A 14546-nucleotide genomic window follows, 5' to 3' on the forward strand; every position below is an offset into this window, starting at 1 on the left:
TCGTGGAGAACCTGATTGCGCTGCTGATCGCGGCGCCCCTGCTCGGAGCGGCCGTCCTGCTGGTCGGTGGCCGGCGCCTGGACGCCGTCGGCCACTGGATCGGCACGCTCCTGTCCTTCACCTCCTTCGCGTTCGGCGTGATCCTCTTCGCCGATCTGCTGGGCAAGGGCGCCGAGCACCGCACGCTCACCCAGCACCTGTGGACGTGGATCTCCGTCGGCAGCTTCCAGGCGGACGTCACCTTCCGCCTCGACCAGCTGTCGATGACATTCGTCCTGCTGATCACCGGTGTGGGCTCGCTGATCCACCTGTACTCGGTCGGGTATATGGAGCACGACGAGCGGCGCCGCCGCTTCTTCGGCTATCTGAACCTGTTCCTCGCGGCGATGCTGCTGCTCGTCCTCGCCGACAACTACCTGTTGCTGTACGTCGGCTGGGAGGGCGTCGGTCTCGCCTCGTACCTGCTGATCGGCTTCTGGCAGCACAAGCCGAGTGCCGCGACGGCCGCGAAGAAGGCCTTCCTGGTCAACCGCGTCGGCGACATGGGCCTGTCGATCGCGATCATGCTGATGTTCACGACGTTCGGGTCCTTCGCCTTCGGACCGGTCTTCAGCCACGTCGGTGACGCCTCCGAGGGCAAGCTCACCGCCATCGGCCTGATGCTGCTGCTGGCCGCCTGCGGCAAGTCCGCCCAGGTGCCGCTGCAGTCCTGGCTCGGGGACGCGATGGAGGGCCCGACCCCGGTCTCGGCCCTCATCCACGCCGCGACGATGGTGACCGCGGGTGTCTACCTGATCGTCCGTTCCGCAGCGATCTTCAACGCAGCCCCCGACGCGCAGCTCGCGGTCACCGTGGTCGGCGCGGTCACGCTGCTGTTCGGTGCGATCGTCGGTTGCGCGAAGGACGACATCAAGAAGGCCCTGGCCGGCTCGACCATGTCGCAGATCGGCTACATGGTGCTGGCCGCGGGCCTCGGCCCCATCGGCTACGTCTTCGCGATCATGCACCTGGTGACGCACGGCTTCTTCAAGGCCGGGCTGTTCCTCGGCGCCGGTTCGGTCATGCACGGCATGAACGACGAGGTCGACATGAGGAAGTACGGCGGCCTGCGCAAGTACATGCCGGTCACCTTCGTCACCTTCGGCCTCGGCTACCTCGCCATCATCGGCTTCCCGTTCCTGTCCGGCTTCTACTCCAAGGACGCGATCATCGAGGCGGCCTTCGCCAAGGGCGGCACCCAGGGCTGGATCCTGGGCAGTGTGGCCCTGCTGGGCGCGGCCATCACCGCGTTCTACATGACGCGCGTGATGCTGATGACGTTCTTCGGCGAGCAGCGCTGGCAGCCCGATGAGAACGGCCACGAGCCGCACCCGCACGAGTCGCCGAAGGTCATGACGATCCCGATGATCGTGCTGGCCGTCGGCTCGGTCTTCGGCGGTTTCTACTTCAACCTCGGCGACCGCTTCCTGAACTGGCTGGAGCCGGTCACCGGACACAGCGAGGGGAACTCGCCGGTCAGCGCCATGACGGTCACCGCCGCCACCCTGGTGTGCCTGGTCGTCGGTGCCGGCATCGCCTACGCGCAGTACGGCCGCAAGCCCGTTCCGGCCGTCGCCCCGCGTGGCTCGCTGCTCACCCGGGCCGCCCGGCGCGACCTGCTCCAGGACGACTTCAACCATGTCGTCCTGGTCCGCGGCGGTGAGCACCTCACCCGCTCCCTGGTGTACGTCGACCACACCCTGGTCGACGGGGTCGTCAACGGCACGGCGGCCGGTTTCGGCGGCCTGTCCGGACGGCTGCGCAAGGTCCAGAACGGCTTCGCGCGGTCCTACGCGGTCTCGATGTTCGGCGGTGCGGCACTCCTGGTCGCCGCGACCCTGCTGATGAGGGCGGTCTGATACCGATGTCCTTTCCTCTGCTGACAGTGACGGCGGCGCTCCCGGCCGTCGGGGCGGTCGCCACGGCGGCCGTACCGGCAGCGCAGCGCACCGCCGCCAAGTGGCTGGCGCTGCTGGTCTCGCTCGCCACCCTCGTCCTCGCGATCGTCGTCCTGGTCCGCTTCGACCCGGACGGCGCCCGCTACCAGCTCACCGAATCCCATGCCTGGATCAAGGACTTCGGGGTCAGGTACGAGCTGGGGGTGGACGGCATCGGGGTCGCCCTCGTCGCGCTGACCGCCCTGCTGATCCCGTTCATCGTCCTCGCGGGCTGGTACGACGCCGACCCGATGGAGACCGGAAGCCGCCGCTGGCGGCCGACGCAGGGCTTCTTCGCGCTGATCCTGGCCGTCGAGGCGATGGTGATCATCTCCTTCGAGGCCACCGACGTCTTCCTCTTCTACATCTTCTTCGAAGCCATGCTCATCCCGATGTACTTCCTCATCGGCGGCTTCGGGGACCGTGCCCATGAGCACGGCGAGGAGGTGGCCTCGACGCAGCGGTCGTACGCGGCCGTGAAGTTCCTGCTGTACAACCTGGTCGGCGGTCTGATCATGCTGGCCGCGGTGATCGGCCTGTACGTGGTCGCCGGGAACTTCAGCCTCCCGGAGATCGCGCAGGCGCGGGCCAACGGCTCGCTGCACATGGCGACGAACACCGAACGCTGGCTGTTCCTGGGCTTCTTCTTCGCCTTCGCGGTGAAGGCGCCCCTGTGGCCGCTGCACACCTGGCTGCCCAACGCGATGCAGGAGGCCACCGCCCCGGTCGCCGTCCTCATCACGGCGGTCGTCGACAAGGTGGGCACCTTCGCGATGCTCCGCTTCTGCCTCCAGCTGTTCCCGGAGGCGAGCAAGTGGGCGACGCCCGCGATCCTCGTACTGGCGCTGATCAGCATCATCTACGGGGCACTGCTCGCGGTCGGCCAGCGGGACATCAAGCGGCTGGTGGCGTACGCGTCGATCTCGCACTTCGGCTTCATCATCATGGGCATCTTCGCGATGACCAGCCAGGGCCAGTCCGGCGCCACGCTCTACATGGTCAACCACGGGATCTCGACGGCCGCGCTGATGCTGGTCGCCGGATTCCTGATCTCCCGGCGCGGCTCGCGGCTCATCGCCGACTACGGCGGCGTGCAGAAGGTCGCTCCGGTGCTCGCCGGCACGTTCCTGATCGGCAGCCTGGCGACGCTGTCCCTGCCGGGGCTGGCGCCGTTCGTGAGCGAGTTCCTGGTCCTGGTCGGCACCTTCACCCGCTACCCGGTGATCGGCATCATCGCCACCTTCGGCATCGTCCTCGCGGCGCTCTACACCCTCGTCCTCTACCAGCGGACGATGACGGGCCCGGTGAAGCCGGCGGTCTCCGCGATGCCCGACCTCAGGGCACGTGAACTCCTGGTCGTGGCTCCGCTGGTGGTGCTGCTGATCTTCCTGGGCGTCTACCCGAAGCCCGTCACGGACATCGTCAACCCGGCGGTCAAGCAGACCCTGTCGGACGTACACAAGACCGACCCCAAGCCCGAGGTGGAGGCGGCCAAGTGAGCGCAGCAGCCGTCCACAGCCTGTGGACAACCGCGGCCGAACCGATCTCGAAGATCGAGACGCCGAAGATCGAATATGGGCAATTGTCGCCCACCCTGATCGTCGTCGGCGCAGCCGTCGTCGGGGTGCTCATCGAGGCGTTCGTACCGCGCAAGTCCCGGTACTACGCCCAGGTGTTCGTGTCCGTCGTCGCGCTGTGCGCCGCCTTCGCGGCGGTCGTCGCGCTCGCGTCCGACGGATACGGCACGACCAAGGCGCACATCGCCGCCATGGGGGCGATCGCGGTCGACGGGCCGTCCCTGTTCCTGCAGGGCACGATCCTGCTGGCCGCTCTGGTGGCGCTGTTCACCTTCGCCGAACGGCGCCTGGACCCGGCGGCGCACGGCAACCGGGTCGACTCGTTCGCGGCACAGGCCGCGTCCGTGCCGGGCAGCGACAGCGAGCAGGCGGCGGTCAAGGCGGGCTTCACCACCACCGAGGTCTTCCCGCTCCTCCTCTTCGCCGTCGCCGGCATGCTGGTGTTCCCCTCGGCCAACGACCTGCTGACGCTGTTCGTGGCCCTGGAGGTCTTCTCCCTCCCGCTGTACCTGATGTGCGCGCTGGCCCGCCGCAAGCGGCTGATGTCGCAGGAGGCCGCGGTCAAGTACTTCCTGCTCGGCGCGTTCGCCTCGGCGTTCACGCTGTTCGGCATCGCGCTGCTGTACGGCTACGCGGGCTCGGTGTCGTACGCGAGGATCGCGCAGGTCGTGGACGGCACGGTCACCAATGTCGACCCGGCGCTCGCCAACACCATGGGCAACGACGCGCTGCTGCTGATCGGTACCGGCCTGGTGGTGATGGGCCTGCTGTTCAAGGTGGGCGCGGTGCCGTTCCACATGTGGACGCCCGACGTCTACCAGGGCGCCCCGACGCCGGTGACCGGCTTCATGGCGGCGGCGACGAAGGTGGCGGCGTTCGGCGCCCTGCTGCGGCTGCTGTACGTCGTCCTGCCCGGTCTGCGCTGGGACTGGCGGCCGGTCATGTGGGCCATCGCGGTTCTGACCATGCTGGGCGGCGCGATCGTCGCGATCACCCAGACCGACATCAAGCGGCTGCTGGCCTACTCGTCGATCGCGCACGCGGGATTCATCCTCGCGGGTGTCATCGCGACCTCGCAGAACGGCGTCTCGTCCGTCCTCTTCTACCTGGCCGCGTACTCCTTCGTGACGATCGGCGCGTTCGCGGTGGTCACGCTGGTGCGCGACGCGGGCGGCGAGGCGACGCACCTGTCGAAGTGGGCCGGTCTCGGCCGGCGCTCGCCGCTGGTCGCGGCCGTGTTCGCGGTGTTCCTGCTGGCCTTCGCCGGTATCCCGCTGACCTCTGGCTTCGCCGGTAAGTTCGCGGTGTTCAAGGCGGCGGCGGAGGGCGGTGCCGCGCCGCTCGTCGTGATCGGTGTGATCTCCTCGGCGATCGCGGCGTTCTTCTACATCCGCGTGATCGTGCTGATGTTCTTCAGCGAGCCGAGGCCGGAGGGGCCGACGGTCGCCGTGCCGTCCCCGCTGACCATGGCGGCGATCGGCGTGGGCGTGGCGGTGACCCTGGTCCTCGGTGTGGCACCGCAGTACTTCCTGAACCTGGCGAGCCAGGCGAGCGTGTTCGTGCGCTGAGCAGCCCCGGTCGGAACAGCAGCGGCCCGGCACCCCCTCACGGGTGCCGGGCCGTTTGCCGCGCTCTGCGATCACCCCGTGCCAGCGGGCGACCACACAACGGAGCGGACGGAACCTGTGGATAACTCCGGTGCTGTCGGTGCGGAGCCCTATCGTGGTTGCAGTGGTCGAGGGACGACGTACGGGGGGCACGACGATGGGTGGGACGGGCGGGATCAGCGAGATGCCAGGGGCGACCGACAGCGAGGCGCTGGCCACACTGCACCGAGTCTTCGGGTACGAGGCCTTCCGTGGTGAGCAGGAAGCGGTCATCGAGCATGTGGTGGCCGGTGGCGACGCCGTCGTCCTCATGCCGACCGGCGGCGGAAAGTCGCTGTGCTACCAGATCCCCGCGCTGGTCAGACCGGGTACGGGAGTCGTGGTTTCCCCGCTGATCGCGCTGATGCAGGACCAGGTCGACGCGCTGCGGGCGCTAGGTGTGAACGCCGGGTTCATCAACTCCACCCAGGACTTCGACGAGCGGCGCGTGGTCGAGGCGGAGTTCCTGGCGGGCGAGCTGGACCTGCTGTACCTGGCGCCCGAGCGGCTGCGCCTGGACTCCACCCTGGACCTGCTGTCCCGGGGCAAGGTCGCCGTGTTCGCGATCGACGAGGCGCACTGCGTCTCCCAGTGGGGCCATGACTTCCGCCCCGACTATCTGGCCCTGTCCGTCCTGGGCGAGCGCTGGCCGGACGTCCCGCGGATCGCGCTCACGGCGACGGCCACCCGGGCGACGCACGAGGAGATCACACAGCGGCTGCACATCCCGACGGCACGCCACTTCGTGGCGAGCTTCGACCGGCCCAACATCCAGTACCGCATCGTGCCCAAGGCCGACCCCAAGAAGCAGCTGCTCGCCTTCCTGCGGGAGGAGCACGCGGGCGACGCGGGCATCGTGTACTGCCTCTCGCGGAACTCGGTGGAGAAGACCGCCGAGTATCTGAGCCGCAACGGCGTGGAGGCGGTGCCCTACCACGCCGGCCTGGACGCGGGGACACGCGCGGCGCACCAGTCCCGGTTCCTGCGCGAGGACGGCCTGGTCGTGGTGGCGACCATCGCCTTCGGCATGGGCATCGACAAGCCGGACGTACGGTTCGTCGCCCACCTCGACCTGCCCAAGTCGATCGAGGGCTACTACCAGGAGACGGGCCGTGCGGGCCGTGACGGACTGCCCTCCACGGCCTGGATGGCCTACGGCCTGAACGACGTCATACAGCAGCGCAAGCTGATCCAGTCCGGCGAGGGCGACGAGGCCTTCCGTCGCCGGGCGGCCGCCCACCTCGACTCGATGCTCGCGCTCTGCGAGACGGCCCGCTGCCGTCGCGGCCAGCTGCTCGCCTACTTCGGCCAGGACCCCGAACCCGCGGGCTGCGGCAACTGCGACACCTGCCTCACTCCTCCGGAGACCTGGGACGGCACGATCGCCGCGCAGAAGGTGCTGTCGACGGTGGTCAGACTCCAGCGGGAGCGGGGGCAGAAGTTCGGCGCCGTGCAGATCGTGGACATCCTGCTCGGGAAGCGCACCGGCAAGGTGATCCAGTTCGACCACGACCAGCTGTCCGTGTTCGGCATCGGCGAGGACCTGGCCGAGGGCGAATGGCGGGGCGTCGTCCGGCAGTTGCTGGCTCAGGGGCTGCTTGCGGTCGAAGGGGAGTACGGCACGCTGGTCCTCACCGAGGCGAGCGGAGCGGTGCTGCGGCGGGAGCGAGAGGTGCCGCTGCGCAAGGAGCCCAAGAAGCCGGCGGCCGCGCGCACCACGTCGTCCTCGTCCGGCCGGGGCGACCGCAAGCCCAAGGCCGCCGTGGCCGAGCTGCCCGACGACCTGCTCCCCGCCTTCGAGGCCCTGCGTGCCTGGCGCGCCGAACAGGCTCGTGAGCAGGGCGTTCCGGCGTACGTCATCTTCCACGACGCCACGCTCCGGGAGATCGTCAGCAGCCGGCCCGGCTCGGTGGCCGAGCTGGGCACGGTCAGTGGCGTGGGGGAGAAGAAGCTGGCGACGTACGGGGAGGGCGTGCTCGGGGTGCTGGCCTCCATGGACGGTCCGGCCGAAGCCTCAGCCACTGCCGCATCCCCGGCCGCGGCCGCACCGGCGACCGCCGCCGCCCCGGACGACGACTGGCCCGAGATGGACATGGAGCCGGAGCCGGAGGACTGGATATAGCCCGACGGGTCAGGACAGCGCCGTGAGGCCCGGAGCGAACGTGATCAGCAGCGGGAGGAGCGGGACCAGCGCGGCCAGCGTCGTCGTGAGCGCCCGCTGACGGCGGAGCAGCCGCGGTGGGGGCTCCAGGAGGCGGTCGACGCGCTCGCCCAGCAGACGGTGGCTGGAGGCGCAGGACAGGACGCCGCGGTGCTGATTCAGCTCGATCAGGGCCAGGGCCGTGGTGAGGTGGCCGCAGCGGCGGGACGCCGTGTCGTCGGCGGCCAGTTCGACCAGGCGGTGGGTCTGGTCGCAGAAGTGGGCGAAGAGCGGGACGCGCGGGAAGCCGGTGGCCAGCGCGGTGGAGAGGTGCAGCAGCCAGTCGTGATGGGCGCGGGCGTGACCGCGCTCATGGGTCAGGACGGCGTCCAGCTGATGGTCGGTGAGCCGGTGCAGGGCCCCGGTGGTGACGACCAGTTGGGGCGGGTGTCCGGGCATCCACCAGGCGTCCGGGTACTCGTCCTCCAGCACCAGCATGGGCCCGCGCGTGGCCGGCAGCCCCGCGGGCAGGTCGGGGGCGCGTTCGCGCAGGTGCGCCCGGGCCAGTCCGCGCCGCCTGCGTGCGTCGGCGAGCTCACGGGCGAGCATCGCCGTCGTCCACGCGGCGCCGCAGGCCAGCAGCACGGTGAGCGCTACGGCCCAGACCGGGGCGACGGAGAGGTCGTACGCGGCGGTGACGGCGGGCGGCGCGGGTGCGAAGACCCGGTCGCGCACGGTGTGGAAGACGGTGGCGGTCCCCAGCACCAGCGCGGCCAGGCAGCACAGCAGCACGGTGGCGACCAGGCACTGCCACACCCACAGCCCGACCACGGGTTCCCGCTCGGGCCACACGGCCCGGGTCAGCGCGCGCGGCGCCGGCACGGCGGCCAACAGGGCGACGACACTCAGCAGGAGCAGGCAGACGGTCATGCCGGGGGCTCCGGTTCCTGGTCGGAGACAGGGGCGGGTGGCCGGGGTGGTACGGCGGCTCGTACGGCGCAGGGCGCGGCCGTACGTCGGTGATGCGGCGGGTGGTGCAACAGGCACACGGCGGTGCTACCGCTGTCGTACGCCGGGTTGTGCTGTGCCCCGTCAGTATGACGGTGACGGACCCCCGGAGTCAGGAGTCGAGGGCTATCCGCCACCCCGGATTTCCGCGCCGCCGCACCCGGGCTTCCGCCCGCCGCCGCCCAGCCGTCACCTACTCCCGCAACGCCCCTCGCACAGCGCTCAGAACCGCCTCCTCGCCCGCCCCCATGGCCCGCGCCTCCGCAATGAACCTCCTGGTCAGCGAGGCGAGTTCGGCCGGGTCGGGGCGTTGGAGCGGGGTCGGGAGCGGCGCCACCCGAGTTCCGGCGCCCCGGTGGGTGCGGATCAGCGACGCCGACTCCAGCTCGCGGTAGGCGCGGGCCACCGTTCCCGCCGCCAGGCCCAGGTCGGCCGCCAACTGCCGTACCGTCGGCAGGCGTTCGCCCTCCGGCAGGCGGCCGGTGGTGATCAGGACCGCGAGCTGGGCGCGGATCTGCTCGTACGGCGGGACCGGGCTGTTGGTGTCGACCCGTACGGCCGCGCCACTCACCGGCGCACCCGCTGTTCGCTCCGGCGTCGCCAGGTCGCCCGGGGCGCGCAGACCATGGACAGCATCAGCGCCACGGTCACGAAGGTGACCAGGGACAGCGGCCACAGCACCCAGCGGGCCACGACCCCCACCGCCGCGCCGCAGCCGGAGTCCATCAGCACGCCCGCCGCCACCGTGGTGGTCCCGAACAGGGAGAACGAGACCACCAGTCCCCAGGCCGCGACGATCGCCAGGCTGCGGTCGCGGCGGGACTGCTCGTCGCCGGGCCGGGTCGCGATCCGCCGCAGGGACCAGCCGCAGGCGCCGGTGGCGACGCCGAGGCAGGCCAGTATCGGCACGCCGTAGTGGAGTCCGGGCCAGGGGCTGAACGACGCGGTCCCGCCCCGGCAGGTCATCGTCAGCGCGCGGCCCGCCCGCCCCACGTCGTCCGGCGAGGCCACCGCGGCGGCCACGCCCAGCAGCAGCACCAGTACGACCGCCATCGCGATCAGCGCCCAGGTCATCCGGGGCGGCACGTAGTCGCGCACCCGGCGCGGGTCCAGCCCGGCCGTGCGCACGGCACCGCGGGCCGGCTGCGTCAGCGCGTCGCCGACCAGTACCCCGGCCACCGCGCACAGCCCGAACGCCGGTATGGCGTACAGGATTCCGTCCCCGTGGTCGAACGGGATGAGCAAGTACGCCACGAGCGCCCCCGCCAACAGGCCCGTCCAGCGGGCGTAGCGGTCGACGAACCTGCGTGACGCCGATGCGGTGGCATCGACTTCGGTCATGAGAGTTCCCCCGGAAAAGAAGCACGTCTTGTACTCACCGCTTGTATCAAGCGGTGAGTACAAGATGCGATCCCCAGGGGGCTTGTGTCAACTGCTTGCTACAACTCGCCCGGTGACCTCGCCCAGGCCCACCCGGACCCCGCCCGCGCCCGGGGCCCACGCCGACAGCGTCACCACGTCCCCGTCCTCCAGGAACGTCCGCTTTCCGTCCGGCAGTTCGAGCGGGTCCCGCCCGTTCCAGGTCAGTTCCAGCAGCGAGCCGCGCTCGCCCTCCACCGGACCGCTCACGGTCCCCGAGCCGTACAGGTCCCCGGTCCGCAGCGAGGCCCCGTTCACCGTCATGTGCGCCAGCTGCTGCGCGGCGGTCCAGTACATGGTGGAGAACGGCGGCTCGGACACCACGTGACCGTTGATCGCGACGGAGATCCGCAGGTCGTAGCCGCCGGGCTCCACCGCTTCGGTGGAGTCGTCCAGATACGGCAGCAGCGGGTACGTCCGCTCGGGCGGTGCCACCCGTGCCTCGTCCAGCGCCTCCAGCGGGGTGATCCACGCCGACACCGACGTGGCGAAGGACTTGCCGAGGAACGGCCCGAGGGGGACGTACTCCCAGGCCTGGATGTCCCGCGCCGACCAGTCGTTCAGCAGGCACAGTCCGAAGACGTGCTCCCGGAAGTCGCCCAGCGCCACCGGCCCGCCCCTCTCCGACGGCACGCCCACCACGAAGCCGACCTCGGCCTCGATGTCCAGCCGGACGGACGGACCGAAGACGGGCGCCGGGTCGTTCGGACCCTTGCGCTGCCCGGACGGCCGTACGACATCCGTTCCCGACACCACGACCGTGCCGGAACGGCCGTGGTAGCCGATCGGCAGATGCTTCCAGTTGGGGGTCAGCGAGTCCTCGGCGTCGGGGCGGAAGATCTGCCCCACGTTCCGGGCGTGGTTCTCGGAGGCGTAGAAGTCGACGTAGTCGGCGACCTGGAAGGGCAGATGCAGCGTCACCGACGACAGGGGGTGGAACAGCGGTTCGATCGTCTCGCGGTGCGAGGGCACCGTGACCCATGCCGTCAGCGCGCGCCGGACGTCCGACCACGCCGTGCGGCCGGCGGCCAGCAGCGGGTTGAGGGTCGGCTGCGCGAGCAGGGAGGCGTACGGGGAACCGAGGGCGTGCGCCGCCGCGCCGGCGTCGAGTACGTGGTCGCCGAGCCGGACTCCGACGGTCCGCTCCTGGCTGCCGGTGGGCGAGAACACGCCATACGGAAGGTTGTGCGGACCGAAGGGGTCGCCCTCGGGGACGTCGAAGGGGGGCATGGGGTTCTGCCTCGCTCTCATCCGTGCCGTGCATGGCCATACGTTCCATGTGGTCGCGCCACACGTTACGGGGGTGTGCCCCTCTTCGGCAGTGTCTAAAGAGTTCGCAATGTCCGAATAGGCCTTGTCGGAGGGGCCAATTCCGGCTTAGCGTCCTTTGGGGGACACGGACGGGGTCGATCCGGTCCGTAGGGGGACGCGTGGGGGGACCCGTGGCCAGGAATGCCGTCAGCGTGCCTTTCGAGGCGGACCGTGCTGTGCCGGGCCTGATCGTCAAGTTCGGCGACTACCCGCTGCACCACGGTGGCGTCGGCGCGATCCGCAGCCTGGGCCGTCTGGGTGTCCCCATGTACGCGATCACCGAGGACCGCTACACCCCCGCGGCCTCCTCCCGGTATCTCAAACGCGCGTTCGTCTGGCCGACGAGCGGTGCCGAGGAGCCGGAGTACCTCGTGGCGGGGCTGCTCCGCATCGGCGCCCGCATCGGCCGCCCCACCGTGCTCGTCCCCACCGACGAAGAGGCCGCCGTCCTGATCGCCGAGCACCAGGACGCGCTCAAGGACACGTTCCTCTTTCCGCCCGTCGACCCCGGCCTGCCGCGCCGCCTGGCCAGCAAGCAGGGCCTGCACGAACTGTGCATGGAACACGGCATCCCCAGCCCGACGGCGTCCTTCCCGCAGTCGTACGACGAGATCGTGGACTTCGCCGAGAAGGCCCGCTTCCCGGTGGTGGCCAAGAACCGCGAGGCGTTCGTACGGCGCAAACGGCCCGCCGTGAACGGCACCACGCGGATCGCCACCCGCGAGGGCCTGCTCACGCTCGCCCGCGACTGGGGTGAGCACCCCGGAGTGATCCTCCAGGAATACCTGCCGAGGGAGGAGGCCGAGGACTGGATCGTGCACGCCTGCTTCGACACCGACTCGGCCCCGCTCGCCATGTTCACCGGCGTCAAGGTCCGCTCATGGCCGCCGCACGCGGGCATGACGGCGAACGCCTATGTCGTCGACAACCCGGAACTCGCGGACCTCGCCGCACGTTTCATCAAGCAGATTGGCTTCAGCGGCATCATCGACCTCGACCTGCGCTTCGACCGCCGCGACGGACAGTACAAACTCCTCGACTTCAACCCGCGCATGGGCGCCCAGTTCCGCCTCTTCGAGAACGAATCGGGGGTGGACGTCGTACGCGCCATGCATCTGAATCTGACCGGGCGCACCGTTCCGGAGGGGGAACAGCGCGCCGGCCACCGGTACATCGTGGAGAACATCGACCTCCCCGCCCTCCTCGCCTACCGCCGCAGCGGCTATACGACGCCGCACGCACCGGCGCGGGCGAGCGGGACGGAGCTGGCCTGGCTCGCGGGTGACGATCCGCTGCCCTTCTTCACGATGCTCGCGCGCTTCGTGCGACCGGGCGCGAAGCATCTGTACCAGCTGTGGCGCACCAACCGCCGTGGCAGTACGACCGGTTCGGGCAGCTAGACGTTCCACGTCCCGACCGTCCGTACCGGACCACGAAGTGACGAAATGACGTCCTGGGGAGGGACTTCGTGATTCAACCGGTAGCAGTCCTCGGTGCCGGACCATTCGGCCTGTCCACCGCCGCCCATCTGCGGGCGCGCGGCATCCCCGTGCGCGTCTTCGGCGATCCCATGGTGAGCTGGCGCGACCACATGCCCGCCGGAATGATCCTCAAGTCGACCCCGGCGGCCTCCAGCATCGACTGCCCGCAGCGGGGCCACACCCTCGCCGACTACTGCGACGCGGCGGGCATCCGCCGGCTGGTGACCGACGAGGACCTCATCCCGGTCGAGACCTTCATCTCCTACGGCGAGTGGTTCCAGCGGAACCTCCTGCCCGAACTGGAGCGGGTGCGGGTGGTCTCCGTGGACCGCCGTACGGGCGGTGGCTTCGAACTCAAGCTGGACTCGGGGGAGTTGTTCACGGCCCGCGCGGTCGTGGTCGCGACCGGGCTGTCCGGCCTGGCCCACCTCCCGGCGGAGCTGGCGAAGGCGGCGGCGGACGGACCCACCCCCACGGGCCCGGTGTCCCACAGCTCACAGCACCACGACCTGAGCACCTTCAAGGGCAAGGAGCTGATCGTCATAGGCGCCGGCCAGTCCGCGCTGGAGACGGCCGCCCTGGCGGCGGAGGCGGGCGCACAGGTGCGCGTGGTCGCGCGCGGCCACGGCAAGGTGGCCTTCGGCGCCCCGCCCTGGAAGCAGCCGAAGCTGCGCCCGGAGTCCCCCTTCGGCCGGGCCTGGTCCCTGTGGGCCCTCAGCTACTACCCCCACCCCTACCGCTACCTCCCGGCCCAGGCCCGCCACTATCTGGTCCGCCGGGTCCTCGGCCCGCTCGGCGCGTGGTGGCTGCGCGACCGCTTCGAGGGCAAGGTGCAGGTCCAGGAGGTCGAGCGGCTGGTCGGCGCGGACGTCTCCGACGGCAGCCCGCTCCTCACGGTCCGCACCCTCGCCGGCGCCACCCGCGGGCTCAGCGCCGACCATGTCGTCGCGGCCACCGGCTACCGCGTGAACATCGCGGCCATGGACTTCCTCGGCCATGAGCTGCGCACCCGGCTCGCGGTCAGCCGCGGCACCCCGAAGCTCGGCGCCGGCTTTGTCTCCTCGGTCCCCGGCCTCTACTTCACCGGCCTCCCGGCCGCCGGGTCCTACGGCCCGGTGATGCGCTTCGTCTGCGGCACCGAGTTCGCCTCCCCGCGGCTGGCCAAGCACCTGGCGGCGGCGCACGGCTGAACGCGGGGGCCGAGAGCAGGAGTTGACGGCAGGAGTTGACGGCAGGGCGGGCGGCTACCCCTCCTCGGCCGCCCGCTGCCACGCCAGGAACTCCTCGATCAGCTCCGGGGGGTTGGCCGCCTCGGTGGCCTCGATCTCCCACTCGGGGCAGTCCATGTCGAAGACGACGACGGGCAGCCGACGGCCGAAGAGCCGCTCGATCTCCCCGCTTTCGTGCAGATGGCGGGCGAGATCGATACAGGCGTCGGCGAAATGCAGGCCGAGCAGATCGCGCTTGGCCTCGATCTCGCCCGCCTCGTCGTCGTCCCGGTCTCCCTCGTCGTCGTCCCGGTCTTCGTCGAACCAGAGGCCGAGTTCCTTGACCTCCTCGACGTAGAGCGGTGCGCCGGCCGGGTCCTCGGGGACGTTGCCGAGCATCTCGAAGCCGTCCAGGAGCCAGCAGGCGTAGTGCCAGCGGGCCTCGCCGGGGTCCCCGTGGTGCTTCTCCAGCTCGTACTGGGTCTCGGTGTTGTAGCCGATGGCCACATAGGGGTGGCGCTCGTCGTAGTCGATGCGCCAGATGCGGAAGGAGAGGGCGTAGATCTCGGGCCTCAACTCCTCGGGGAAGCGCGCGAGAACGGCGGGCGCCGCCTTGCGCAGATACCTCCGGAAAACGTCCCGCTGGTCCGTCACCACATCCGCCCCCGTTTCCTCAGCTCCCTCGGCGCAGTGACAGCAACCTAACGCGCACCACTGACGACGGGCGGTGGCAGCATCTCCGCCCGGACCCCGTGGGGTTGAGAACAACGGCTGGGACGG

The 14546-nt window shown here is 70.3% G+C and carries 11 protein-coding genes; 6 read left to right on the top strand and 5 right to left on the bottom strand.

Features of this window, described 5'->3' with window-relative positions; all coding sequences use genetic code 11:
* Window positions 1–2: 2 nt before the first annotated feature.
* From nuoL to recQ, 4 genes are all read left to right on the top strand, one after another.
* Complete coding sequence (gene nuoL / locus ACZ4EG_RS36355) at window positions 3–1898, top strand: NADH-quinone oxidoreductase subunit L (RefSeq protein ID WP_453560194.1); 1896 nt, start codon at window positions 3–5, stop codon at window positions 1896–1898.
* Window positions 1899–1903: 5 nt separating this feature from the next.
* Entirely contained in the window at window positions 1904–3475 is a 1572-nt protein-coding gene (locus tag ACZ4EG_RS36360; protein WP_467793618.1) for an NADH-quinone oxidoreductase subunit M, read from the top strand.
* Entirely contained in the window at window positions 3472–5121 is a 1650-nt protein-coding gene (gene nuoN, locus ACZ4EG_RS36365) for an NADH-quinone oxidoreductase subunit NuoN (protein WP_390732785.1), read from the top strand. Before ACZ4EG_RS36360 ends, nuoN begins: the two co-directional genes overlap by 4 nt.
* A 196-nt stretch (window positions 5122–5317) precedes the next feature.
* Window positions 5318–7321 (top strand): DNA helicase RecQ, encoded by a 2004-nt coding sequence (gene recQ / locus ACZ4EG_RS36370; protein WP_467793642.1) that lies wholly within the window; start codon window positions 5318–5320, stop codon window positions 7319–7321.
* 9 nt (window positions 7322–7330) lie between these two features.
* Here the strand turns inward: recQ and ACZ4EG_RS36375 are convergent, their stop codons facing one another.
* The 4 genes from ACZ4EG_RS36375 to fahA form a co-directional block, all read right to left on the bottom strand.
* Window positions 7331–8269, bottom strand: a complete 939-nt coding sequence (locus tag ACZ4EG_RS36375; RefSeq protein WP_453560200.1) for a M56 family metallopeptidase — start codon at window positions 8267–8269, stop codon at window positions 7331–7333.
* Window positions 8270–8540: 271 nt separating this feature from the next.
* Window positions 8541–8918, bottom strand: a complete 378-nt coding sequence (locus tag ACZ4EG_RS36380; RefSeq protein ID WP_467793619.1) for a GntR family transcriptional regulator — start codon at window positions 8916–8918, stop codon at window positions 8541–8543.
* Window positions 8915–9688, bottom strand: coding sequence for a hypothetical protein (locus tag ACZ4EG_RS36385; RefSeq protein ID WP_467793620.1), 774 nt, complete (start codon window positions 9686–9688; stop codon window positions 8915–8917). The genes ACZ4EG_RS36380 and ACZ4EG_RS36385 overlap by 4 nt, the downstream gene beginning before the upstream one ends.
* Before the next feature lie 87 nt (window positions 9689–9775).
* Entirely contained in the window at window positions 9776–10996 is a 1221-nt protein-coding gene (gene fahA / locus ACZ4EG_RS36390; protein ID WP_467793621.1) for a fumarylacetoacetase, read from the bottom strand.
* A 233-nt stretch (window positions 10997–11229) separates the two neighbouring features.
* Between fahA and ACZ4EG_RS36395 the strand changes: the two genes are divergently transcribed.
* Both ACZ4EG_RS36395 and ACZ4EG_RS36400 read left to right on the top strand, forming a co-directional pair.
* Window positions 11230–12477 carry a carboxylate--amine ligase gene (locus ACZ4EG_RS36395; RefSeq protein ID WP_467793622.1) on the top strand — a complete coding sequence of 416 codons (1248 nt, stop codon included), beginning with the start codon at window positions 11230–11232 and terminating at the stop codon, window positions 12475–12477.
* Between the two features lie 68 nt (window positions 12478–12545).
* On the top strand, window positions 12546–13748 hold the full coding sequence (locus ACZ4EG_RS36400; protein WP_467793623.1) for an FAD-dependent oxidoreductase: 1203 nt from the start codon (window positions 12546–12548) through the stop codon (window positions 13746–13748).
* A 54-nt stretch (window positions 13749–13802) separates the two neighbouring features.
* Here ACZ4EG_RS36400 and ACZ4EG_RS36405 read toward each other — a convergent pair whose 3' ends face one another.
* A complete protein-coding gene (locus ACZ4EG_RS36405; protein WP_467793624.1) occupies window positions 13803–14420 on the bottom strand; it encodes a hypothetical protein in 618 nt (205 codons plus the stop codon).
* Window positions 14421–14546: the final 126 nt, after the last annotated feature.

The sequence above is a fragment of the Streptomyces sp. NPDC025638 genome (assembly GCF_055558775.1).